We start from the raw sequence: 25,385 nt of genomic DNA on the forward strand, positions 1-25,385 counted from the left end.
AACGCCACGCGATGTCTGTTATGTGGCGTTTTTTTATTACCTGATTTGAATCGTGTATTGTACAAAAAATCATGGGATAAAATGTAAGTTTCTGTGTTCGCATAATAAACATATGATAAGAAATATGTGATATACTTTGAGAAGTTTATAATGAATGAAATATGGAGGACTATAATTATGGCAATACTTGTAACAGGTGGAGCAGGATATATTGGTAGTCATACATGCGTAGAATTACTAAAAAACGGTTACGAAATTATAGTAGTAGATAATCTTTCGAATAGCTCAGTAGAGTCTATAAATCGAGTGACAGAGATAACAGGAAAACAGTTTAAATTTTATAAAGAAGATATTTTAAATCGAGAAGCACTTGATACGATTTTTGAAGAAAATACAATTGAAGCTGTTATTCACTTTGCAGGCTTTAAGGCTGTAGGGGAATCAGTAGAAATTCCGTTAACGTATTATCATAACAACATTACAAGCACATTAGTGCTATGTGAAGTGATGCAGAAGCATGATTTGAAGAAGATGATCTTCAGTTCATCTGCAACGGTGTATGGTATTCCAGAAACATCACCAATTACGGAGGAGTTTCCATTAAGTGCAACGAATCCATATGGTCAAACGAAATTAATGATTGAACAAATTATGCGTGACGTAGCATTTGCGGATGCAGGATGGAGTATTGCATTACTTCGTTATTTCAACCCATTTGGTGCACATGAAAGTGGGCGTATTGGAGAAGATCCAAACGGAATTCCAAATAACTTAATGCCATATGTAACACAAGTAGCAGTAGGGAAGTTAAAGGAATTAAGTGTATTTGGAAATGACTATCCAACAAAAGATGGCACGGGTGTCCGTGATTATATTCATGTTGTAGACTTAGCAAATGGCCATGTAAAGGCGCTTGAAAAGGTACTTGGCACTACTGGGATAGATGCATACAATCTCGGTACAGGTACTGGTTATAGTGTGTTGGAAATGGTTGAAGCATTTGAAAAAGTTTCAGGCAAGGAAGTTCCTTATAAAATTACGGAACGTCGTCCTGGTGATGTGGCAGTATGTTTTGCAGATGCATCAAAAGCGAAGCGTGAATTAGGATGGGAAGCAAAACGCGGATTAGAAGAGATGTGTGCAGACTCTTGGAGATGGCAATCAAATAACAAAAATGGCTATCTAGAAGTTTAATAAACAGATAAAAAAATGACCTTTTGCGGGAGCAAAAGGTCATTTTTATTTATTTATTTCCATTAAGTTTATTAGCAAATTTAGTAAAGAAAGTTCGCCGTTTTATAGGAGTATTTGACTGACAAAACGTATAGTAATCAATATCTTTAATGTAAGTAAAGAGTCTAGAAATAGCATATAAGAATGTAATAGAAGATCCGAGTGCAAAACTAATACCGTAACCATTGAACCCAAATGGAAGTAGAAGAAGACTGAATAACAAATTTGCAGAAAAGAACAGGGCTGATGTTCGAAATGCCCCTTTACGATCTTCAAAATATAAGAGTAGTAACGTGATAACAAGGACCATCCCGTTTGCATAAGCACCAATTATAGTCAGCTGCAAAATAGAGTATTCAAGTGTTACGTTCCCGGATTGTGAACTAAACATCCATATTATAAAAATAATAAGTAAAGAAAAAATACCTTGATTACGAGGTATTCGTTCCATTTCTTGCTTTAGGACAAAGTTCATTGATTCTTTTAATTGTAAAATTGTATTTAATGTCGCCCCATTGTTAACTGAACCGAAGAACTTCTTATACCGTTCATAAAACCTTGTTTCAATGGATACTACGAAGAAAATATAGATTGGGATAATGCTTAAATAAGCCCAGAAAACAGATGTATCATAAATTTGATGATAAATAAACGTGTTTTCAATATTTCCTCGCCCTTCTCCGAACCAAATAACAAAGTTACATACCCAAATGCCAATATTGTAAAGTAAGCTTGACCAAAATAGTTCTGGATATTTATCTAAATAAGAAAGAAAGGTAAATTGTTCAGTAGCATCACTATTTGGAAACATTCGTACAATAACTATACTTAACCACACTAATGTAATGAAAGTCCCGATTGTAAAAGAAATTAAAAGTAATAGGGCCAATCCGTGTTCTATTCCAAGTGTTGGATGCCAGTAAGCGATAAGCGCAATTCCAGATAAGGAGAAAATGGAACCAATTAAAAATGCAAGAGCGATGGACTGATAATCTTTAGCTGTTGTTAAATAAATGGATTGAATCCAAATGATGTTTAAAGCTAAAAATAAAAATAGCATCACGATTTTATAATACAAGGCTAATGGTTGTCCTTCAGATATACTTGTTAATACGAGAATATCTGTTTGTTTTAAGTAATCTTTAATATTTACTTTGCCGGTCATTATTACATGCTCTTCTAATCCTAATTGTTGAATTAAATCACGACATTCCTGAGCATATTCTGCTTCTTCCGTATCAAGACCTAGTAAATAAAATATAAATGGAATATCTTTTTCTAATAATAATTTAGCTGCATAAATCATTATTTTTACATCTTTAATTGGTACAACTCGTATAATAGCGGAAATGATGAGTTTATCCGAATTGTATTTTGGTTTACGTAACCCTTTATAGTCAGATAAAGTAACGCCATTTGGAATGATTTTTAGTTTATGGGCCGGAGCACCTAATTCTTTTTGATATGCACTATTTCGGCCGAACAACGTAATTACATCAGCGGCTTGTTCATATGCTTGATGGGACAAGTGATGAAAGAAAGAAATCCATCTTTTTTTATATTCAATTGGTATCCAAGTAGATTGTAGTATTTCTTCTTCACGCTCCCGAGAATAAATACCGTGTTCAGTTAGAATAAATGGTATATCGGACTTGGCACTAATTGCAGCACCAAGCAATCCACCATACCCTGTCGATACAGAATGAATAAGATCTAATTCAGGGAAATCAATTTGTAAAATTTGAATTATTGGTGTGAACATAGATCTCCACATCCAAAAGTAATTTAAGAAGGATCCACTACTTTCTTCATATAAATAGCAAGTGTTCAAAATGAGAAACTATCAAGATTGACTATCACGCTTTAGGTCAGTAATACGATTATCTTATAAAGATAAATGTATTACTGACTAGCCCCTTTCACATAATAGGGGAGATTTAATGAATTCGAACGAGTTGTTTATGGTATACTGTATTACCTTCTTGGCTTGTATATGGCGGGATACTTCGCCCAAAACAATTTGCAACAATATTGGAGTGGCCAGGATAAGAAATACGGATTTCATACAAATCAATAGAGTCATCTAAATCAGCATAAAAAACTGCTAAGTGGTTGCCTTGTAAAATATATGGGAATGCTACTTCCGTATTTTCACCAAGTAGTACAGGTAATTTTACAGGATTAGAATAGTTAGACCAATCCCAAACCTCTATAGTTACATGGTGTGTGTAATATGCATCTAAATTTACAATGTTTACTACTGCTGAAACAGTTGCAGGCTCTCTTGTTAATACACCTGTGGAGTGAAAAACAAAATGATTTGGATAATGAAGAGGCATAAATATCAAACCTTTCTAAATTAATATGAGTGTACGATATTCTATGCAAATAATTAATAGAATGAGATAGGGAAAATGTATCATTCTACTAATTTTTTATAGAAATTCAAAACGTAGTATTGAAAAGTATTCCAACACTTGTATCATTGTTAGAGTACGTTTATAATCAAGGAATCCTATTTCATGTTTTGATAGGGTTATTTATTATTGAAAGCGTTTTAAATTTGTTATTTTTTAAGGTAGGAAGTCTAACTTATTCAGATTAAAAATTATGTATGTAGTTTTAAATAGGAAGAAAAATAATAAAGTGAAACTTTAATCAGTGGGTGGGGGTTGTTCATCCCCACTGATTATTAGCCTTCACTAATCGGGCTTTACGGGCAGTTGATCTCCCACTTAACTTCTTTGCTCTAGCTGAATTTTGAGGTGGGAGTTTTACTGCTCGTTAATGCGGGATAAAGTATCACTTTATATTGTGGGGAGGTTAAAAGTGTGAAAGGGAAAGATTTTCACACGAATATATATGGGTTACGTAGGATTATTACTTTCAGGTGCAGCTTTATTTTTAAATAGCCTTGTCATATTAGGCAAAGTAGAGATGAAAAGTGCAGGTGTCTTTAATTTATTTGTGGGGGCATTACAAATTATCATTCCGTTCTATTTGATTATGATTTCTGATCAAAGTAATTGGACGGTATATTCATATGCGGCTACTTTTTTATTTGGTTTAACTTATTTATATGTAGGCGTTACTTTTATTAAAGGAATGGATAGTAGTGGACTAGGCTGGTTCTGTATTTGGGTAGCAATTATTGCTTTATTCTATATGATTGTTTCATTTGTTCAATTCCACGATGTTGTTAATGCGTTAACATGGTTTATGTGGGCATTACTTTGGTATTTATTCTTTGTATTAAATGCACAAAAAAAGAATATCAATCAATATCTTGGCAGAATTGCCTTTGTACAATCATGGGTAACATTGACGTTGCCTTCACTCTTTTATTTTATGGGAGTATGGGGCGAGGGATTCATATATGAACTATGGGTTTATGTATCAGTAATTTCTATTTTATATTGCTGCTATTGTATTTTTAAATATCGAGTACGTTAATGTATCGTGTGTAGAAAAAACATGGAATCGTTAAACTGATTCCATGTTTTTTTATTTTAGCGTTTATAATAATAGAGGTAGTATTTTACAATTTGTAAAAACGGGGATGATGAAGGTGAAAAAAGTATTGGTGCTAGGGGGAACAAGATTTTTTGGTAAACATTTAGTAGAAGTACTGTTGCAAGCTGGACAAGATGTAACGATTGCGACGAGGGGAGTTACTGAAGATTCATTTGGAAGTGCAGTAAAAAGACTGATTGTAGATAGAGAAGATGAGAGGCTACTAGAAGAGCGTTTTGAAGGTAAAAGTTATGATATCGTATACGATAATTTATGCTATAGCTCGAATGCAGCGAAGATAATATGTGAAGTACTAAAAGGAAAAACGAAGAAATACATTATGACATCTTCAATGGCCGTCTATGATCCTGGGTTAGGCCTATTAGAAGAAAACTTCAATCCGTACGAGTATACAATTACGTATGGAGGGAGGAATGATTTCAATTATAGTGAAGGCAAGCGATTAGCTGAAGCAGTTTTATTTCAACATGCAACATTCCCAGTCGTTGCGGTAAGATTTCCCGTCGTTATTGGAGAAAACGATTATACGAAAAGATTACAATTTTACGTTGAACATGTTGTGAAACAAGAGTCTATCGTTGTGGATCATGTAGATGGAGAGTTGTCATTTATACATGAAAAGGAAGCAGGACAGTTTTTAGCTTGGTGCGAGATGGAAAACATAGAAGGGCCAATTAATGCTTGTAGTAACGGGGTGGTTTCTACCAGAGAAGTTATTCGTTTCATAGAAGAGAATACCGGGATAAAAGCGCTCATTCAAGAAGTAGGAGATAATATAGCTCCTTATAATGGAGTGATTAATTGTACGTTACATAATGGAAAGGCTCGTGAATTAGGATTCCCGTTCCGAGAGTTGAAATTAGAGACGGGAAAAGTTTTATGTTATTACATAAATACAATGAAATAATCATAAATCCCCCGGTGGCAATCCGGGGGATTCTGGAGGATTTCGACAATACTAATTTTACATTACCAAATTTACCTTATACGCACGACTAATGTGTTTGTGATTGAATTGCTTGTAAATACTTTTCATTTACCCGGTCCCAGTTCACCGTATGCCACCAGTTGGTAACAAATTCTGGGCGCCGATTTTGATACTTTAAATAATAGGCGTGTTCCCATACATCGATGACGAGTAATGGGATTTTACCCTCTTGCAAAGGTGTATCTTGATTGGGTGTACTCATAACGGAAAGTTCCTCACCGTCCAGAACAAGCCATCCATAGCCACTTCCAAAACGACTAATAGCTGCTTTGGAAAGTTGATCTTTTAAGTTGTCAAAGGTATTGAAATAATAATCAATTACTTTTGCAACGTCTCCATTAGGCTCACCGCCACCTCGCGGGCTCATTAATTCCCAAAAAAGACTATGACAATAATGTCCACCACCGTTATTTCTGACAGCTGTAACAATTTCTTTTGGTAAAGTTTCTAAATTACATAGTAACTCTTCTAAAGATTTATTATGTAATTCCGTATAGTTTTCTAAAGCGGCATTCAAGTTATTTACGTATGTCGCATGGTGCTTTCCATGATGAATAGAAAGCGTGTTGCTATCGATATATGGCTCTAGTTCATCATAGTCATATGAAAGCTTTGGCAATTGAAATGAAGACATAACATTCCCTCCTTTCTTATTAAAAAAGTTGGTCTAAGTAAAAATAATTTACCTGAGTCAAAAATACACCTATTTTTTATACAAGTCAATAGTAATCTCTTTAATTTTCTGAAAAATATTACAATAAAAGTAACACTTCGACTTTCATTTGTGACTCTTATTCTTTTTGCTTATACTGTAAAGTAGTAACGTTTTGTTGAAATAGAAGGAGATCGTTTATGAGTAAAACGAAACAATTAATAGAGGAAGCGAGTCATTTTATTACGGTTTGCTATAAAGAGCTTAATAAAGAACAATTCATAGAAGAGAGAATAAAAGAAATTCAAGTTGAGATAGAGAAGACGGGGACGTATGAGCATACATTTGAAGAACTTGTTCATGGATCACGAATGGCATGGCGCAATAGTAATCGATGTATCGGAAGACTATTTTGGAGTAAGATGCACATATTAGATGCACGTGAGGTAAATGATGAGGAAGGTGTATACAATGCATTAATTCATCATATTAAATATGCAACGAACGATGGGAAAGTTAAACCGACAATTACAATTTTTAAGCAATATCAAGGTGAAGAAAATAATATACGAATTTATAATCACCAATTGATTCGGTATGCAGGATATAAAACAGAAATGGGAGTGATTGGTGACTCTCATTCCACTGCGTTTACAGATTTTTGTCAGGAACTTGGCTGGCAAGGAGAAGGTACGAATTTCGATGTATTGCCACTTGTGTTTTCTATAAACGGGAAGGCACCTATATATAAAGAAATTCCGAGAGAAGAAGTAAAAGAAGTGCCAATTGAACACCCAGAATACCCGATTTCGTCACTTGGAGCAAAATGGTATGGGGTTCCAATGATTTCAGATATGTGCTTAGAAATTGGCGGTATTTCTTATACGGCAGCCCCGTTCAATGGATGGTATATGGGAACAGAGATTGGGGCTCGTAACTTAGCGGATCATGATCGCTATAATTTACTTCCGGCTGTTGCGGAGAGGATGAAGCTCGATACATCGAGAAACGGTACATTATGGAAAGACAAGGCGCTAATTGAATTAAACGTGGCTGTTTTACATTCTTTTAAAAAACAAGGAGTTAGTATTGTGGATCACCATACAGCTGCACAACAATTTCAACAATTTGAGAAGCAGGAAGCGGCATGTGGACGGGTTGTAACAGGTAATTGGGTGTGGCTCATTCCACCGTTGTCGCCAGCTACCACTCATATTTATCATAAACCGTATCCAAATGAAATTTTGAAGCCGAATTTCTTTCATAAATAATAGCTAGTATAGTTTTTTTTCTGCAAAATATAATTTTTTTTAATTACTGTTACGTAGCAAATGGAAGCCTTTACTATCGGCTATTTTTGGAAAGGGCTTTTTGAACCAAGGAGTTCCTTATGTTATAATCAAATTTCTGTTTCGAAGACCTTATAGAAATATAAGGTCTTTTGTTTTGCTTTTTTATGTAATAGGAATAGAAATTTTCTTTTAAATAAGGGATTTAGCATATTTTTAGGGACAACATAAGTGTGTAGGAAATTGATGAATTATTATGCTTATATAATCATTGTGTTTTGGGTGTAAACAAGAAAACATAATAAAGTTGTTTTTTTAGATTGCTGAGGAAGGAGGAAGTGTAAATGAGGATGAAGAGTCGAAAAACGGATTGGCCTGTATTTCTTATTAGTGGTGGCTCACTTTTATTATTTGTAATTGCAGTTATTTTAAATAAAAGTTACGTAGAGGGAGCTATTAATAGCAGTTTTGCAGTTTCAATTAAATATTTTGGTGCCTTTTGGCAGGTTTTATTAATTGGTACATTTGTTGTTGCAATGTGTATGGCGTTTTCGAAATATGGGAGAGTTAAACTTGGGGGACTAGAAAAACCTGAGATTAGTACGACAAAATGGCTCGCTATTATTATGTCTACATTACTTGCTGGAGGTGGCGTTTTTTGGGCAGCCGCAGAGCCGATGTACCATTTGATGACGGTGCCACCAATACATGAAGGTATAACTGCTGGAACGAAAGAAGCGGTAATGCCTGCTTTAGCACAAAGTTATATGCACTGGGGTTTCCTGGCTTGGACGATTTTAGGTACAATTAGTGCGGTAGTTATGATGTACGGGCATTATCATAAAGATATGCCTTTAAAACCTCGAACGCTTTTATATCCTATTTTTGGAGAGAAATTGCGAAAGAGTTGGCTTGGAACAATGATCGATGTGTTTGCCATTATTGCGGTAGCTGCAGGGACAATTGGTCCAATCGGATTTTTAGGACTACAAGCAAGTTATGGGTTACAAGCATTGTTTAACATTCCTGATGTGTTTACTACTCAATTAGCCATTATTGTTTGTGTAGTAGCTGTTTCTACTATATCTGCGGTAACAGGAATTGATAAAGGGATTCAAATTATAAGTAATTTAAATGTTAGGTTAGCAGTTCTATTAATGGTATTTGTATTACTATTTGGACCAGGTGGATTTATTATCGATTCATTTGTTTCTTCGTTTGGATTTTATATAAATGAATTTATTCCAATGAGCACATATCGTGGTGATACAGCTTGGTTAGGATCGTGGACAATCTTTTTCTGGGGATGGTTTATTGGATATGGACCGATGATGGCAATTTTAGTGAGCCGAATTTCAAGAGGAAGAACAATCCGAGAAATCATCGTTGCAATTGGAATTATTGCACCTATTATTACAACGTTTTGGTTTACTATACTAGGGGGATCAGGTGTGTTTTATGAGTTAATGAATCCTGGTTCTATCTCGACCGCATTAAGTGAATCTGGTATGCCAGCGGCTATGATTGCAATTACAGAGCAACTGCCACTATCTAATATTATTGGACCTGCATTTCTTTTATTAACAATTTTATTTGTAGTGACAACAGGAGATTCAATGGCTTATTCGATTTCAATGGCAGTGACTGGAGATGGAGATCCTAGAATTAGTTTGCGAGTTTTTTGGTCGCTTATTATGGGCGCAGTTGCGGCGATTCTTTTATATATGGGTGAGGGAAGTATTAACGCCTTACAATCCTTCATTGTAGTGACGGCTGTTCCGGTATCTATTCTGTTATTCCCAATGCTATGGCTAGCGCCTAAAGTCGCAGGGGAATTAGCGTTAAAACAAGGTATTGTAAAAGAAGAAGATAAAACTAGCTTCTTGTTCCAAAAAGCTAGTAAATCAAAATAAATAATTGTATTTATATAAGAAGAGGAAGCATTTCATTTGAGATGCTTCCTCTTTGCTATTTATCCAAATACTTTTCCTGAGGGGACAGTATTTGGATAAACATTTCGTATAGTTTCAATCTATTCTAATACTTTATCTTTCGTCTCTGGGACACATAATAGCATTGTAACTAAACCGATTGGATAGATAATGAAGATGAGAGATAATGCTCCCATTAAATTACCACCTGCAGCAAGTAAGCCGATAATAACAGGTCCAAATCCAGCTAACCCACGTCCTGTACCGAAAATAAAGTTCTCCGCTGTCGAGCGAGCTTCAGCAGGATAGTTTTCAGCTAAAATTGCTCCGAATCCCCCCATCATGCCATTGGCAAAGAATCCAAGCAATGCACTTCCCCATAACAATGATGTTGAGTCTGTGAATAAGAAGAAGTAAATGAGACAGTATATAGTACCACCGACATAATAGATTGTAAAAGTTTTACGGCGACCAATTTTATCGGCTAGAATACCAAAAGTCGCAATTCCAATTAGCATGCCGATCGTAGAGATGAACATCCAGCCGCTCGCTTTTGCTAATGTGTAGTTATATTTATTCGCTAAAATAGTTGGCATCCATGTGAAGATCCCATAATATCCGAAGTTCTGGATGAATGACATAATAATAAGACCAATTGTTGTTATCGTTACTTTTTTATTGGCAAATAACTTTCGAAGTGGGAACTTTTTCATTTGCTTTAGTTGTTCTGCCTCAGTAGTTGTTAAATTACCTTTAGCTTCTTTTTGTAACAATTCTTTTTTGTATCGTTGTTTTTGTTCCCATATTTTCGGTTCACTTAAACTTTTGCGGACGTAAACAGCTAGTAGAGCGGGAATGAGTCCAAATAAGAAAACAGCTCTCCATCCGAAATGCGGGACGATAAATGCCGGAAGGAGTGAAGCGACTAGTACGCCAAATTGCCATCCAAGTGCAACAACGGATGTCGCCTTAGCGCGCATTTCTTTAGACCATGTTTCAGTTACGATGGCCATCCCAATCCCGAATTCACCACCAACTCCCATTCCAACTAAAAAGCGAAGAATTAATAATTGCCAATAATCTGTTGCGAAATAAATAAGTGCTGTTGCTAGTGAGAATAGTAAGATTGTGAAGGCCATCGTACGGATACGCCCAAATAAATCAGCAATAAATCCAAATAAATAAGACCCGATTAGCATTCCTATTGTGGTAGCTAATGTTAAGTTTCCACCTTCAACAGGGCTTAAATGAAATTCTTTTAAAATGTAGACGAGTACGAAAGATAAGAGCAACATGTCTAAACCTTCTGCTGCATATCCTAGCGCAGAACCAAACAATGTTTTATATCTTTTCTCTTTCGTCTCCTCTGTTGTTGATTGTACATCAGTAGTGACGTTCATCATTACTCCTCCTTATTTTCTTTTACAGTCGCTATGGAAGAATAACAAAAGGCCTTCTCACCTGATATGATGAGAAGGCCAAAAAAGCATACGTATCCCTAAAAAAGACCATACGTATAGTATATTCCGACTTCCTTCTCAACCTCACGGGGTTGGGTTAAAGGACTGTATTATATTACTTTATTTTTAGCACTCTTCTGTTAGATTGTCAAATAAAGAGGGGATAGTTATGTGTAAAATATTTCAAAAAACATTTCATTCTCCTTGACGCACGCTTCATTATTTTCCCATAATAAAACTAACTAATATAAAAAGGAATGAATCACAGATGCTAAATTTAGTACTTATGATGATTGAACGCGTCGGACTTATTGTTATTTTAGGATTTTTACTCTCTCATATTAAAACGTTCCGGCGTCTTCTTCATAAGCAAGACGGATATGTAGATAAGTTTAAGCTTATTTGTATTTTTTCAGTGTTTACAATTGTAAGCAATTACACAGGGATTGAAATAGCAGGAAATACTATTATGAATGAAAATTGGTTACAAGGTGTTTCATCATCCAGCACAATTGCGAATACACGAATCATGGGTGTTGGAATTAGTGGATTGCTTGGCGGTCCTATCGTCGGAATTGGAGTAGGTTCTATTGCGGGTATTCATCGTTATATGCTTGGCGGGACGACGGCAGTAAGTTGTGCAATTTCATCAATTTTGGCTGGGATTATAACAGGTTATATTGGATACATTTTCAAAAAATATAACCGTACTATTACTCCTAAATTTTCTGCGATTTTAAGTGTTTTTATCGTTACTTTAGAAATGCTTATGATTCTATTAATTATAGAAGATGGACTTAGTGTTGTGAAAACAATTGCGCTACCGATGATTCTTGTAAATAGTTTTGGCAGTTTCATTTTACTTTCGATGATACTAGCTATTTTACGACAAGAAGAAAACGCAAAAGCTTTGCAAACGCATAAAGTATTACGAATTGCTGATAAGACGTTACCATATTTCCGCCAAGGGTTAACAGAAGAGTCTTGTAAACATGTGGCACAAATTATTCACCGCTTTACGGGAACAGATGCGGTATCCTTAACAGATACAGAGGAAATCTTAGCTCATGTTGGATTAGCATCAGATCATCATATTCCTTCACACAGTTTAATAACAGGTTTATCAAAAGAAGTATTAAAAACAGGGAAAATAATGAAGGCAAAATCACGTGAGATTATTAATTGTCAACATGAAGGGTGTCCATTACAAGCGGCAGTTGTTATTCCATTAACTTCACATGGAAATACGATAGGAACATTAAAACTTTATTTTAAAAACCCTAATCAATTAAGTCGTGTTGAAGAAGAGTTAGCGGAAGGGCTAGCGAAAATATTCTCCACACAGCTTGAGTTAGGTGAAGCTGAGTTACAAAGTAAGTTATTGCAAGATGCCGAAATAAAAGCGTTGCAAGCACAAATCAATCCGCATTYTTTATTTAATGCAATTAATACCGTATCGGCTTTATGCCGAACAGATGTAGAAAAAGCGAGGAAATTATTATTGCAGCTTAGCGTTTATTTTCGTTGTAATTTGCAAGGGGCACGACAATTACTTATTCCATTAGAACAAGAGTTGAATCATGTACATGCATATTTATCGTTAGAGCAAGCGAGGTTTCCGAATAAGTATGAAGTGAAGATGTACATTGAAGAGGCACTAAAGGTGACTTTAGTTCCACCATTTGTGCTTCAGCTATTAGTTGAAAATGCATTGCGCCATGCTTTTCCGAAAAAGCAGCCAGTGTGCCAAGTCGAGGTACATGTGTTTGAAAAAGAAGGGATGGTTCACTTTAAAGTAAAGGATAATGGACAAGGGATTGAGAGTGAACGTCTAGAGCAATTAGGAAAAATGGTAGTTCCATCAAAGAAAGGGACGGGAACAGCCTTATATAATATTAATGAACGACTTATCGGGTTATTTGGGAAAGAGACAATGCTTCAAATTGAAAGTGAATTAGAGCAAGGGACAAAGATCCTCTTTGTGATTCCGAAAAAAGTAGAGGAGGAAAAACGGAGTGTTAAAAGTATTAGTAGTTGATGATGAAATGTTAGCACGGGATGAATTGAAATATTTATTAGAGAAAACAAAAGAAGTAGAGATAATTGGTGAGGCGGATTGTGTAGAGGATGCATTAGAAGAATTAATGAAAAACAAACCAGATATTGTTTTTCTAGATATTCAATTATCTGATGATAATGGATTTGAAATCGCGAATATATTAAAGAAAATGAAAAACCCACCTTCAATTGTGTTTGCTACTGCATATGATCAATATGCGTTGCAAGCATTTGAAGTAGATGCGTTAGATTACATTTTAAAGCCATTTGATGAAGAACGTATCGTACAGACATTAAAGAAATATAAAAAACAAAAGCAAATAAAGTTAGAAACAAAGCAAGATGTAAAGAGTGTAGATGTAACGGCCGAGATGCATAAATTAGCATTACCAATTGAAGAATCGATTGTACTCGTGAATATTGAAGATATTATATATGTAGGACTTGTGGACGGAAAGGTGACAGTAAAAACGACGAGAGAAACATATGTAACACACGATACACTTGTAATTTTGGAAAAGAAGTTGCCGCAAGCAAGTTTTATGCGTGTCCATCGCAGTTTTATTGCAAATATTAATCATATTACAGAAATACAACCATGGTTCAATTCTACATATAATGTAATTATGAAAGAAGGATCAAAAGTACCTGTTAGCCGTACATATGCAAAAAAACTCAAAAAGCTACTTCGTATTTAAGAAGTAGCTTTTTGTATTTCGTCTGCCTATTTTTGTAACTAATTTTGTATATTTGACGTTCTGTTATGTAAACGCTTACAGTTTTGTTTTTATCTTATACAATAAAGGTACCAAATCGAAAGAGGTGGCCAAAATGAGTACGAAAAAAGTATATAGTTTCTTATCACAAGCATTCATATTTTCAGCTATTATGTTAGTTTCTAATATTATTGCAACGCATTTACCAATTCCGATGCCTTCATCGGTGATCGGATTAGTTATTTTATTTAGCCTATTATGTTTAAAAGTTATTAAATTGGAACAAGTTGAATCACTCGGAACGGCTTTAACAGGTATTATCGGATTCCTTTTCGTTCCATCAGGTATTTCGGTTATTAATTCTCTCGGTGTAATGGGACAATATTTTGTACAAATTTTAACTGTAATTGTTGTCGCAACAATTATTTTACTCGCTGTAACAGGATTATTTGCACAATTTATTTTAGGAAAAGACGATAAAGAAATAGAAGATACGAAAGAATTGAAAGTAGTAAATAAAGGACGCAAGCACGGAAAAGTTGCGTAACCAATTTAGTATATATTGTTAGGAGGGAATGAACATGGCAAGCACAATGACTCCATATTTTGGAATCGTCGTTTCGTTAATTGCATACGGAATCGGAACGTTTTTATTCAAACACTCAAAAGGATTCTTCTTATTTACACCACTATTCGTAGCAATGGTATTAGGGATTGTATTTTTAAAGGTAGGTAACTTTACCTTTGAGGAATATAATACGGGCGGGAAGATGATTAGTTTCTTCTTAGAGCCAGCAACAATCGCCTTTGCAATTCCATTATATAAACAAGTTGATAAGTTAAAAAAATATTGGTGGCAAATTTTATCGGCTATCGTGGTTGGATCTATTTGTTCAGTGGTTGTGGTGTTCATTGTCGCAAAAGCAATTGGTTTAAATACAGCTGTAATGAACTCAATGCTACCACAGGCAGCGACAACAGCAATTGCATTACCAATATCTGAAAGTATCGGTGGTATTCCAGCAATTACATCATTTGCAGTTATTTTTAATGCTGTTATCGTATACGCATTAGGTGCGTTATTCTTAAAAACATTTAGAGTGAAACACCCGATTGCTAAAGGTTTAGCGCTTGGAACAGCAGGACATGCGTTAGGGGTTGCAGTAGGTATCGAAATGGGTGAAGTAGAAGCAGCTATGGCCAGTATCGCTGTGACAGTGGTTGGTGTCGTAACAGTGGTGGTTATTCCAATGTTCATGCCGTTTATTGGATGATAAAACTTACTAAAAAAAATATAAAAGCAAGTTATTTGTAGGACGGATTTCTACTGATAGCTTGCTTTTTATGTTACAGTAGTGGTAAGACCTATTGAAGGATAAAAGTTTCCTTAAATCTTCATTAATACTACGTATAATGCGTTCTGAAATAGGTCATTGTATTGTAAAATAAGAAGTAACATAATATATAGCACAATTAACGGGTGGTTAGGGTTGAATATAAATTGCTCGCAATGGCTTTAATATTAAAGGATAATTATAAGTAGAAAATAGAGAGAGATCTACTTGTTAACGTTTTACTTTATAGGACAGGAGAGAGTACTCGCCGATTATGCAAATAAAAAACCTGTTTCAAAGCAAAGGATTTCAGAGGTTAATCGTATTAGTATTACTTGCTCTCATATTGTATGGGATGCAAAGTATGTTAAATTTAATTTTAATTACGTTTATGTTGACGTATTTAATGGATCGATTCCAAAAGTTTATTTCTCGTAAATTAGATCATTTCATGCCAATTAATCGAAAAATTATTATAGCGCTTTTATATGTAATGTTAGTGGCAGGAATTGCCATTACGCTATTTAAATATTTACCGGTATTAACAATACAAATTTCACAATTGATTTATCAATTTAATGTATTTTTAAGAAATCCACCTGATAGTGAATTAATTAAGTATGCAGTTAATGCTGTTAATCATATGGAGCTTTCTAAATATGTGGGGCAAGGCGTAGACATTTTGTATAAATCTATTACGAATGTTGGGAAATTTGGCCTTCAAGTTTTACTTTCTGTAATTTTAAGCTTATTTTTCTTACTTGAAAAAGCACGTATCGTTGCTTTTACTTCGAAATTTAAAGAAAGCCGACTTGCAATTTTCTATAACGAAATAGAGTATTTCGGAAAGAAATTTGCACGTTCATTTGGAAAAGTAATCGAAGCACAATTTTTAATTGCAATTGTTAACTGTGTTTTATCTGTTATTGCATTATGGATATTAGGATTCCCGCAATTACTAGGTTTAGCGTTAATGATTTTCTTGCTTGGTTTAATTCCAGTGGCGGGTGTTATTATCTCGTTATTCCCACTCTGTATGATTGCTTACAATATTGGCGGTATTATGTATGTCGTTTATATTGTAGTTATCGTAACAGTAATTCATGCACTTGAGAGTTATGTATTAAATCCGAAGTTTATGTCTCAAAAAACAAACTTACCAATCTTCTACACATTTATGATATTAATTTTCTCTGAGCATTTCTTAGGTGTGTGGGGACTTATTATCGGTATTCCAATCTTCATTTTCTTATTAGATGTCTTAGATGTGACAAGTGATGAAATGGAGAAGGACGTTGGAAAAAAATAAAGTGAAGTAAAGAAAAAGCATCGATGTTCGATGCTTTTTCTTTTATAACATGACGTTCCTTATGCCATACTGTAAGGAGAAGATAGAATAGGGGTGAAATAATGGCTGTAAATGAAAAGATAGAGTTAGCTACGTTTGCCGGAGGGTGTTTCTGGTGTATGGTTTCGCCATTTGAAGAGATGGAAGGGATTATACAGGTTGTTTCAGGCTATACAGGTGGCCATAAAGAGGATCCAACGTATAAAGAAGTGTGCTCGGAAACAACTGGGCATTATGAAGCAGTACAAATTACATTTGATGCAAATAAAATGCCGTATGAAGAGTTGTTAAATATATATTGGAGACAAATTGACCCGACTGATATAGGGGGACAATTCCACGACCGTGGACAGTCTTATAAAACGGTGATTTTTTATCATAATGAAGAACAACATAAAAGGGCAGAGGCTTCAAAAGAAGAGCTCGAGAAAAGTGGGAATTTTTCGAAGCCAATTGCGACAAAAATATTGCCAGCTGCTACGTTTTATCCAGCTGAAGAATATCACCAAGGATATTATAAGAAGAATACATTTCGCTATGAGTTATATCGTAAAGGCTCAGGTCGAGATGCTTTTATTAAACAACATTGGCCAAAGAATAATGCTCATTTAAAAGAAAGATTAAACGAGATGCAGTTTTATGTAACACAGGAAAATGGGACAGAACCGCCTTTTCAAAATGAGTATTGGAATCATAAAGAAGAAGGGCTTTATGTAGATATTGTTTCGGGGGAACCATTATTTACTTCTTTCGATAAGTTCGATAGCGGCTGTGGATGGCCGAGTTTTACGAAACCAGTTATGTCAGCTAGTGTGAAAGAAAAAATGGATGTTAGCCATAATATGACGCGTACGGAAGTGAGAAGTAAAGAAGGAGATTCACATCTTGGGCATGTATTTCCAGACGGCCCGGGACAAAACGGCCTTCGTTATTGTATTAATTCGGCAGCGCTACGCTTTATTCAAAAAGAAGATTTAGAAAAGGAAGGATATGGTGATTTCCTAATCTTGTTTGGGAATAAAAAATAACCTCGCAGTCAGCGAGGTTATTTTTTTATTTTACTTTTTTCTTTTTAAATTTGCTTAATGCTTCATAAACGATTGGAACAATAAGAAGTGTTAATAATGTTGAACTTGTTAATCCACCAATTACTGTTACGCCAAGTCCTTTAGAAATTAAGCCGCTACCTTCAAATCCTAATGCAAGCGGGATAAGAGCCCCGATTGTTGCAATTGCAGTCATTAAGATAGGACGCAGGCGTGTTGTACCAGCTTCTAATAATGCTTCACGTGTTGATAGGCCGTCATTTTCTTTATGAATAACACGGTCAATGAGCACGATTGCGTTCGTTACAACGATACCAATTAGCATAAGAGCCCCAATCATCGCAGATACGCTTAACGTTTCGCCAGAAATTAATAAGGCAACGAGTGCACCAATGATTGTGAATGGTAGCGAGAATAAAATTGCGAATGGTGCAAGGGCACCGCCAAATGTAACAACAAGAACGAAGTATACAATGGCAATCGCAGCTAACATCGCTAAGCCAAGTTGCTTGAATGATTCTTGAATATCTTGTGTAACACCACCCATAGAAACATCTATACCAGAAGGAAGATCCATTTTATCTACTTCTTTTTGAACAGCGGCAGATGCTTTTGAAACGTCATCAGATGTTAGTTTTGCACTAACTTCCGCATAAACACGGCCATCACGATGTGTTACTGTGTTAGAAGTTTCACCTTCTTTTACAGTCATAACATCTTTAACAGCAACTTCATTACCAAGTGGTGTTGTAATTTTACGATTTGTTAAGTCATCGATCGTTTCATAGTTTTGTTTTTCAGTTTCTACATATACATTTATATCTTTATCATCTTTTTTAATTGTTGTAAGAACAGGGCGGTCATGTTGATTAGAAAGTCCCATTCCAATTTGAGCAGCAGTTAGCCCCATTTTACTTAACTTTTCTTGATCAGCGACTAAAGTATATTCTGCATATGTTTTTGCAACACTAGAGTCTATGTCTTTTAAATCTTTATTTTTCTTCATGATATTTTGAATGTCTTTCACGACAGGCTTAATTTCTTCAGAGCTATCTCCATAAACGTATAGCTTAATTTCGTTACTACCGCCACCTGCTCCGAAATCTTGGTTTTTCCATTCACCTTTTCCAGACATCTTTTGTAAATCTTTAACGACTTGTTCTTTTTCTTTTTCAAAGTTTTTCGTATCGTTATCATATTGAACGAAGAACATCGCTTGATTTGTTTGACCAGGGCTCATTGGGTTTTCGCCGCCTAATGAGAATTGAATCGTTTTGACGTCTTTTTTATCTTGGAAATGCTTTTCAGCTTTCGTTGCAATTTTTTCAACGTCGTCTAACGTTTGACCTGGCTCAGGTTTGTACGTTGCGATAATCATTTTTTCTTCTTCAGATGGTAAGAAGCTGACACCGATGATTGGTACAAGTGCAAGGCTGCCTACTAATAGGAGGACTGTGATACTTGATGTAATAATTTTATGGTTTAACGCCCATTCAAGTATACGTTTATAGCCGTTTGCTAATTTGCTTGGTTTTTCTTCATGACGTACTTCTTTTTCTTTCATGCTTTCCTTCTTAAATAGGGAATGTGCTAGCATCGGCACAATTGTAACTGCCACAAGTAAGGAAGCAAGTAGGGCAAAAACAATTGTTAAAGCAAATGGTAAGAACATTTCACCAATCATACCCTTTACAAGCCCAAGAGGTAAGAATACAGCGATTGTTACAATTGTAGAAGACATAATCGGGATAAACATTTCTTTCGTAGCTTCACGAATTAAATCTTTCCCACGTAATTTCTCTTCTGATAAAGACATACGTCGGTAAATATTTTCAATAACAACAATTGAGTCATCAACAACGCGTCCAATAGCAACTGTCATTGCTCCAAGTGTCATAATGTTAAGGGTAATATCCATTTGTTTTATTACTAAAACTGCAATTAATAAAGAAAGTGGTATAGAAACGACAGAGATTAGTGTTGTTCGAATGTTTCGCAGGAACAACATAATAATAACAATCGCAAAGATAGCACCGAAAATAGCTTTGCTAAGCATTGTTTCGACTGATTTTTCAATAGGCGCACCTTGATCGAATGTTGAAATAATCTCTAAGTCTTTATATTTTTTCTCAAGGTCTTTTACTTTATCTTTAACTGCATTTACAACATCAACTGTATTCGCATCAGCAGCCTTCACAATTTGAATACCGATTGCTTCTTTTCCATTCGTTCGAGAAATGGATTCCGCTTTTCCAACTTCTTTAATATCAGCAATCTCTTCTAATGTAACCGTTGGTATGCCATTCATAGCGGCCGGATTCATCTGTGGTGCTTGTGTTCCAGCACCAGCGTTTTGGCTACCTTGACCATTCGGTGATGAAGGGATAGCTGGAATCTTTAATTCTTTTAATGCTTTAATTGTTGTAATGTTACCATCGACAACAACTGATTTTTCCGTATCTTTAAATGTATATAAGCCAAGTGGTAACGATACGTCCGAACCTTTTATCATATTTTTTACAGTATCTTCACTTAAACCTAATTCTTTCATCTTATCTTTTTTGAAGACAAGCTGTACTTCGTCTACTTGTTGACCTGCGATTTGAACAGATGCGACACCATCAAGTCCTTTTAATCCAGGAACAACATTTTTTTCTACATTTTCTGTTAAGGCAGCTAAAGATTCATTTTTACTCGCTACGCTTAATGAAATAACAGGAAAGGCATTAAAGTTTACTCGTGAGACTTTCGGGTCTTTCACACCTTCTGGCAGTTTCACGTTTGCGAGCGATTCTTTAATTTCCGTTTCGGCTTTTTCCATATTTTTATCAAAATCATATTCTACCTGAATAGAAGATGCGTTTTGATAAGATGATGAACTAACAACGTTTACACCGCTTAAATTTTGGAGTTGTTCTTCCATTGGTTTTGAAATTTTATCAGCTACTTCTTCTGGTGTAGCACCAGGATAAACCGTGGTTACTGTTACAATCGGTGTTGTAATATCAGGAATTGTCTCCAGCTTCATATTGAGTCCAGAATAAATACCCGCAATAGTAACAATAATGGTTAGTAGCCAAACTGCGAACTTATTTTTTAACGTGAAATTGATGATTTTGTTCATGTTTGCGCTCCCTTTTTATTATATTGACCAATTGGTCAGTCTAATACATAATATAACTGACCGATTGGTCAGTCGTCAATGAAAAGAGATGGTATAATAAAATCAAACTGTAAGTAGTCGGCTTCCTATTCTTTTTCTGATCATTGGCTTTTACTAACCGGATTTTATAGATGGAAAGGCTTCTATATAAACCATTTACTCCATTAAATTTTAGATGGGGAGTTTTATTTTCAGTTAATGTGGAATAAAATCAAGTTTGAATTTACATAAGATGCGAGATTAAATTTAGGAGAGAGAATATGAAAGAAAAAGAGCGCTTAATTATAGAGATGGCTATGAGGTTATTTGCAACTAAGGGTGTAAATGCAACGTCAGTACAAGAAATCGTAACCGCATGTGGTATATCAAAAGGAGCTTTTTATTTATATTTCAAATCAAAAGATGAGTTATTATTGGCCACACTTCGATATTATTATGACAAGATTCAGAAGAAAATGCTGGATATTGAAAAAGAATCTTTATTACCACGTGAAAAATTTGAAAAACAATTATATTGTCAGTTTATTGATGTGCAAAAACATAAAGAATTTATTATTATGCATGCAAGAGAAAATGCAATTCCGTTTAATAAAGAAGTAGAAGAGTTTATGATGAGGATGAAATTAGAGTCTCATGCATTTTATCGGAATAGCTTACTGTCCATTTATGGTGACAAAGTCAGTCCATATTTATTAGATTTGGTAATTATGGTAGAAGGAATATGCCATGGTTATTTACAATTAATTATTTTAAATGCACCGGAAATTGATTTATCCTATGTTTCGACCTTTATTTTACAGAGGATAGATAATTTAGTAGAGGGGCTTCTAGAATCTTCGGAGGAACCTGTCCTACATGAAGAGAGACTAGGAGAATTTCTTTGTAGTTCCGAACTTATTAAGGAACAGGTGAAGGAACATTTTCTAAGTGAAATTATTGTATTTAAACGAACATTAGCTGATCAATTAGAAAATGATGAGTTACTTGTAACTTTAGATGTTTTAGAAGCAGAAGTGAGATTGCAAAATCCAAGAATTCCAGTCATTAGAGGTATGCTTGCTAATTTAGCGGTATATCCTAGTTTAAATGAGTTTCGATTGAGGCTTACGGCATACTATAATATAAAAAATCCTTGCATATAGAACGCAAGGATTTTCTATTATAATTAAGAATTATTTTGTGACCATTCTTCAACATTCCAAGTTTTTGTAATCCAGCCTTCATAAAATTCTGGTTCGTGACATACAAGAAGGATTGTCCCTTTATATGCCTTCAGAGCTTTTTGAAGTTCTTCCTTTGCTGTAACATCAAGATGGTTTGTTGGCTCATCGAATAGGATCCAGTTACTTTCTTCACCCATTAACTTACATAAACGAACTTTTGCTTGTTCGCCACCACTTAATTGATTTAGCGGGCGAGAGATATGCTCGTTTTTTAATCCGCATTTCGCTAACATTGCACGAACTTGATGTTGGTCCATGCTAGGGAATGTGTTCCAAACGTCATCAATTGGTGTTATATTATCAGCTTTTACTTCTTGCTCGAAGTATGCAGGCTCTAAGAAGTCACCAAGACTTGTTTTACCGCTTAAAGGTTTAATTTTTCCTAAAATCGTTTTTAGTAATGTTGATTTACCAACACCATTACAACCAACGATGGCAATTTTTTCACCGCGTTCAATTGTCATTGTTAGTTTTGGTAATAACGGATGTGTATATCCGATTTCTACATCTTCACCTTCAAAGACGAAACGGCTACTTGCACGACACTCTTTAAATGAGAACTCTGGCTTAATTGCTGTTTCAGGACGATCAATACGCTCCATGCGATCAAGTTGTTTTTGACGACTTTTTGCACGACCTGTCGTTGAATAACGAGCTTTGTTCTTTGCAATAAAGTCTTCCTGCTTTTTAATAAACTCTTTCTGTTTTTCATAAGCATTTATATGTTGATTTTTATTAATTTCGGCTAACTCTAGGAATTTTTCGTATGTCGCTGTATAGCGCGTCATTTTTGTAAATTCTAGATGGAAAATAACATCAACGCATTTGTTCATAAATTCCGTATCATGAGAGATTAATAAGAATGCATGTGGATATTCTTTTAAATAATTAGTTAACCAATGAATATGTTCAACGTCTAAATAGTTAGTAGGCTCATCGAGTAATAACACTTCTGGTTGCTCAAGTAATAGCTTTGCAAGTAATACTTTTGTACGTTGTCCACCACTTAGTGCTGAAACATCACGATCTAAACCGATTGCATCAATTCCAAGACCTCTTGCTGCCTCTTCGATTTTCATATCTAGTAAATAGAAACCACCTGCTTCGAGAGCATCTTGGATTTCTGCCATCTGCTCAAGAAGGTCCTCTAATTCTTCCGGTGTTGCCGTTCCCATTTTTTCTGCAACTTCATTTAAAGCTTTTTCTTTTTCAAATAAAGGTAAAAACGCGTCAGCTAATACATCACGAATTGTGCGACCAGGTGTTAAAATTGTATGCTGGTCTAAGTAACTGTAATTTGTACCAGGTGTCCATTCTACACGGCCTTCATCATGGATAAGTTGACCAGTAATAATATTCATAAATGTTGATTTACCAACACCGTTTGCACCGACTAATCCGACATGTTCTCCTGCTAGTAAACGCATGGATACATCTTTAAATAATGTGCGATCGCCAAATGTATGGCCTAGTTTTTCTACTGTTAATAAGCTCATAGTATCCTCCGTCCAACTTGAAATAGTACCTTGAATCATGATACTAAATTATTGAGTATAATGCTATCCTTTCAAAATGTATCTTTTTGTAAGAAACTCATTGTATTTTTTTGGGAAAAGGTTATAATATTAATTGAACAGTGGTTAATTAAATTGTGAGGTATGAAAAATGTCGCCAAGAAGGGCAGTTAAACAAGAATTAACGAGAGAAATGATTATGAATGTAGCAAGAGACTTATTTATAAAATTAGGTTATCAGCATACTTCAATGCGTAAAATTGCAACAGAACTAGGATATAGCCATGGTGCCATCTATTATCATTTTAAAAATAAAGCAGAGCTTTTCTATGCGATGGTAGAGCAAGATTTTCAATTGCTGAATCAAAAATTAGGTGAGATTAATGATCAAAATTTACCACAAGAGGAACAATTGAAAGCTGTTTTATTTGGTTTTATTGAATTTGGTTTGCAAAATCAAAGTCATTATGAAATCATGTTTTTAATTAGAGATGATGAGTTAAAAGAATGTTTAGCAGATGGCCCAAATGTTAGTTACGAAAAATTTGCTACTGTTGTATCTTCTTTGTGTAATGAGAAGGTAAATGTAATGACAATATGGTCTGTTTTTCTATCATTACATGGGTTTGTGGCACACTATTGTGGGAATGATCAAACATTTGAAGAAGTAAAAGGATTAGCTAAAGTACACGTGGAGTTTATTTCAAAATCACTTCTTATGTAAGTGATTTTCTTTTTAATATTAATTGAACAGCGGTTAATTTAGGGGGGATATATAATGAAAAAAGCTTTAGTGCTAGGAGCATCTGGATCAATGGGGTATGCAATTGTAAAAGAATTATGTAGCAGAGGAATTCATGTAGTGGCCTTTGCGAGGAATAAAGAGAAATTAGAGATATTATTTTCTGGAGAAGAAAATGTGAAAGTTGTAGCGGGAGATGTATTTATACAGGAGGATATAATGGAAGCCGCGAAAGGCGTTGATATTATATTTCATGCTGTAAACATTCCATATTCAGATTGGGAGAAGAAGCAACCAAAATTATTAAAAAATATATTAGAAGTAGCAATGTATTACGACAGTAAGTTAGGGATAGTTGATAATATTTATGCGTATGGGAGGCAAGGGGAAGAACCTGTAGTGGAAGAAGTTAAAAAGGCACCACATACGAAGAAAGGGAAAATTCGGTTACAGCTAGAAATGATGGCAAAACAGGCTCGTGTACAAATGTTTATTGCACATTTCCCTGATTTTTATGGTCCAAATGCAGAAAGTACACTTGTTCATCATACTTTAAATGGGGTACTTGCAAATAAGTTATCAAGCTTTGTTGGAGATAAAAAGATTGCTCGTGAATATATTTTCACACCAGACGGTGCAAAAGCAATGGTTGAATTAGCTTTACGTGATGAGGCCTATGGACAAAATTGGAACATACCGGGTTGTGGTGTCATTACAGGTGAAGAGATGATTCAACATATACAAGAATTAACGGGATATACAAAACCAGTAATGACAGTAAAAAAAGGTATGATAAATTTAATCGGACTATTTGATAAGCAGATGAAAGAATTTGTGGAAATGCTATATTTGACAGAAAATCCTGTTGTATTAAGCGGAGAGAAATATGAGAGGTATATTGGTGAGATACCTAAAACTTCTTATTATAGCGGGCTAAAAGAAACGATTATATCTATGCAAAAAAAGGTATGTAAATATTAGTATAAAAAAAGTTACTTCTGTAGGTGAACTGTACCCTATAAAATGGACAGTTTAATAAAAAAGCCCTGAAAAATCAAGCACTTAAAAGGTGGTTCCGATATTCGATCGGAGCCATCTTTTTTAATGTCCACTGATAACGATTATAATTATACTCCTCCATATAATCCTTTATG

At 34.9% G+C, this 25,385-nt stretch carries 21 protein-coding genes and 1 pseudogene; 15 read left to right on the forward strand and 7 right to left on the reverse strand.

Going from position 1 to position 25,385, the window contains the following annotated elements:
* Window positions 1–177: 177 nt before the first annotated feature.
* Window positions 178–1,194: a UDP-glucose 4-epimerase GalE gene (galE, locus tag AC1DKZ_RS26505; RefSeq protein ID WP_002184448.1), complete on the forward strand. Its 1,017-nt coding sequence runs from the start codon at window positions 178–180 to the stop codon at window positions 1,192–1,194.
* 49 nt (window positions 1,195–1,243) lie between these two features.
* On the opposite strand, the gene pelG is transcribed toward galE, so the two are convergent.
* Together pelG and AC1DKZ_RS26515 are read right to left on the reverse strand one after the other, a co-directional pair.
* Window positions 1,244–3,064: an exopolysaccharide Pel transporter PelG gene (gene pelG, locus AC1DKZ_RS26510; RefSeq protein WP_476997411.1), complete on the reverse strand. Its 1,821-nt coding sequence runs from the start codon at window positions 3,062–3,064 to the stop codon at window positions 1,244–1,246.
* 106 nt (window positions 3,065–3,170) lie between these two features.
* Window positions 3,171–3,572, reverse strand: a complete 402-nt coding sequence (locus tag AC1DKZ_RS26515) for a hypothetical protein (RefSeq protein ID WP_002143948.1) — start codon at window positions 3,570–3,572, stop codon at window positions 3,171–3,173.
* 523 nt (window positions 3,573–4,095) lie between these two features.
* On the opposite strand from AC1DKZ_RS26515, the gene AC1DKZ_RS26520 reads away from it, so the two are divergent.
* Both AC1DKZ_RS26520 and AC1DKZ_RS26525 read left to right on the forward strand, forming a co-directional pair.
* Window positions 4,096–4,686, forward strand: a complete 591-nt coding sequence (locus tag AC1DKZ_RS26520) for an AmiS/UreI family transporter (protein WP_002068662.1) — start codon at window positions 4,096–4,098, stop codon at window positions 4,684–4,686.
* 43 nt (window positions 4,687–4,729) lie between these two features.
* A complete protein-coding gene (locus tag AC1DKZ_RS26525) occupies window positions 4,730–5,674 on the forward strand; it encodes an NAD-dependent epimerase/dehydratase family protein (RefSeq protein WP_476997412.1) in 945 nt (314 codons plus the stop codon).
* A gap of 88 nt (window positions 5,675–5,762) precedes the next feature.
* Here AC1DKZ_RS26525 and sodA read toward each other — a convergent pair whose 3' ends face one another.
* On the reverse strand, window positions 5,763–6,389 hold the full coding sequence (gene sodA, locus AC1DKZ_RS26530; protein ID WP_002068665.1) for a superoxide dismutase [Mn]: 627 nt from the start codon (window positions 6,387–6,389) through the stop codon (window positions 5,763–5,765).
* A gap of 218 nt (window positions 6,390–6,607) precedes the next feature.
* On the opposite strand from sodA, the gene AC1DKZ_RS26535 reads away from it, so the two are divergent.
* Together AC1DKZ_RS26535 and AC1DKZ_RS26540 are read left to right on the forward strand one after the other, a co-directional pair.
* A complete protein-coding gene (locus tag AC1DKZ_RS26535; RefSeq protein WP_002184453.1) occupies window positions 6,608–7,678 on the forward strand; it encodes a nitric oxide synthase oxygenase in 1,071 nt (356 codons plus the stop codon).
* A gap of 362 nt (window positions 7,679–8,040) precedes the next feature.
* Complete coding sequence (locus AC1DKZ_RS26540; protein ID WP_003192685.1) at window positions 8,041–9,609, forward strand: BCCT family transporter; 1,569 nt, start codon at window positions 8,041–8,043, stop codon at window positions 9,607–9,609.
* Between the two features lie 119 nt (window positions 9,610–9,728).
* On the opposite strand, the gene AC1DKZ_RS26545 is transcribed toward AC1DKZ_RS26540, so the two are convergent.
* On the reverse strand, window positions 9,729–11,027 hold the full coding sequence (locus tag AC1DKZ_RS26545; protein ID WP_016127605.1) for an MFS transporter: 1,299 nt from the start codon (window positions 11,025–11,027) through the stop codon (window positions 9,729–9,731).
* A 328-nt stretch (window positions 11,028–11,355) separates the two neighbouring features.
* Between AC1DKZ_RS26545 and lytS the strand changes: the two genes are divergently transcribed.
* The 7 genes and pseudogenes from lytS (at window position 11,356) to msrB (ending at window position 17,571) form a co-directional block, all read left to right on the forward strand.
* Window positions 11,356–13,125, forward strand: coding sequence for a two-component system sensor histidine kinase LytS (gene lytS, locus AC1DKZ_RS26550; RefSeq protein WP_476997413.1), 1,770 nt, complete (start codon window positions 11,356–11,358; stop codon window positions 13,123–13,125).
* On the forward strand, window positions 13,103–13,843 hold the full coding sequence (locus tag AC1DKZ_RS26555) for a LytR/AlgR family response regulator transcription factor (protein ID WP_476997414.1): 741 nt from the start codon (window positions 13,103–13,105) through the stop codon (window positions 13,841–13,843). Before lytS ends, AC1DKZ_RS26555 begins: the two co-directional genes overlap by 23 nt.
* Before the next feature lie 133 nt (window positions 13,844–13,976).
* A complete protein-coding gene (gene lrgA / locus AC1DKZ_RS26560) occupies window positions 13,977–14,408 on the forward strand; it encodes an antiholin-like murein hydrolase modulator LrgA (protein WP_000104908.1) in 432 nt (143 codons plus the stop codon).
* Window positions 14,409–14,442: 34 nt separating this feature from the next.
* Window positions 14,443–15,135 (forward strand): antiholin-like protein LrgB, encoded by a 693-nt coding sequence (lrgB, locus tag AC1DKZ_RS26565; protein WP_002184461.1) that lies wholly within the window; start codon window positions 14,443–14,445, stop codon window positions 15,133–15,135.
* A gap of 334 nt (window positions 15,136–15,469) precedes the next feature.
* Entirely contained in the window at window positions 15,470–16,504 is a 1,035-nt protein-coding gene (locus tag AC1DKZ_RS26570; RefSeq protein ID WP_002016425.1) for an AI-2E family transporter, read from the forward strand.
* Between the two features lie 101 nt (window positions 16,505–16,605).
* Window positions 16,606–17,073: pseudogene (msrA, locus tag AC1DKZ_RS26575) on the forward strand (peptide-methionine (S)-S-oxide reductase MsrA); the annotation flags it as partial.
* Window positions 17,074–17,118: 45 nt separating this feature from the next.
* Window positions 17,119–17,571 (forward strand): peptide-methionine (R)-S-oxide reductase MsrB, encoded by a 453-nt coding sequence (gene msrB / locus AC1DKZ_RS26580; RefSeq protein WP_370458379.1) that lies wholly within the window; start codon window positions 17,119–17,121, stop codon window positions 17,569–17,571.
* A 25-nt stretch (window positions 17,572–17,596) separates the two neighbouring features.
* Here the strand turns inward: msrB and AC1DKZ_RS26585 are convergent, their stop codons facing one another.
* Window positions 17,597–20,713 (reverse strand): efflux RND transporter permease subunit, encoded by a 3,117-nt coding sequence (locus AC1DKZ_RS26585; RefSeq protein WP_476997415.1) that lies wholly within the window; start codon window positions 20,711–20,713, stop codon window positions 17,597–17,599.
* 299 nt (window positions 20,714–21,012) lie between these two features.
* On the opposite strand from AC1DKZ_RS26585, the gene AC1DKZ_RS26590 reads away from it, so the two are divergent.
* Window positions 21,013–21,894 (forward strand): TetR/AcrR family transcriptional regulator, encoded by an 882-nt coding sequence (locus tag AC1DKZ_RS26590; protein ID WP_476997416.1) that lies wholly within the window; start codon window positions 21,013–21,015, stop codon window positions 21,892–21,894.
* A 23-nt stretch (window positions 21,895–21,917) separates the two neighbouring features.
* On the opposite strand, the gene AC1DKZ_RS26595 is transcribed toward AC1DKZ_RS26590, so the two are convergent.
* Window positions 21,918–23,471: an ABC-F family ATP-binding cassette domain-containing protein gene (locus tag AC1DKZ_RS26595; protein ID WP_002130147.1), complete on the reverse strand. Its 1,554-nt coding sequence runs from the start codon at window positions 23,469–23,471 to the stop codon at window positions 21,918–21,920.
* Window positions 23,472–23,640: 169 nt separating this feature from the next.
* Between AC1DKZ_RS26595 and AC1DKZ_RS26600 the strand changes: the two genes are divergently transcribed.
* Both AC1DKZ_RS26600 and AC1DKZ_RS26605 read left to right on the forward strand, forming a co-directional pair.
* A complete protein-coding gene (locus AC1DKZ_RS26600) occupies window positions 23,641–24,213 on the forward strand; it encodes a TetR/AcrR family transcriptional regulator (RefSeq protein WP_003192666.1) in 573 nt (190 codons plus the stop codon).
* Between the two features lie 54 nt (window positions 24,214–24,267).
* Window positions 24,268–25,212 carry an SDR family NAD(P)-dependent oxidoreductase gene (locus AC1DKZ_RS26605; protein ID WP_002166381.1) on the forward strand — a complete coding sequence of 315 codons (945 nt, stop codon included), beginning with the start codon at window positions 24,268–24,270 and terminating at the stop codon, window positions 25,210–25,212.
* Between the two features lie 73 nt (window positions 25,213–25,285).
* On the opposite strand, the gene AC1DKZ_RS26610 is transcribed toward AC1DKZ_RS26605, so the two are convergent.
* Window positions 25,286–25,372 (reverse strand): IS3 family transposase, encoded by an 87-nt coding sequence (locus tag AC1DKZ_RS26610; RefSeq protein WP_078030485.1) that lies wholly within the window; start codon window positions 25,370–25,372, stop codon window positions 25,286–25,288.
* Window positions 25,373–25,385: the final 13 nt, after the last annotated feature.

The organism is Bacillus sp. 05T21 (assembly GCF_056396785.1).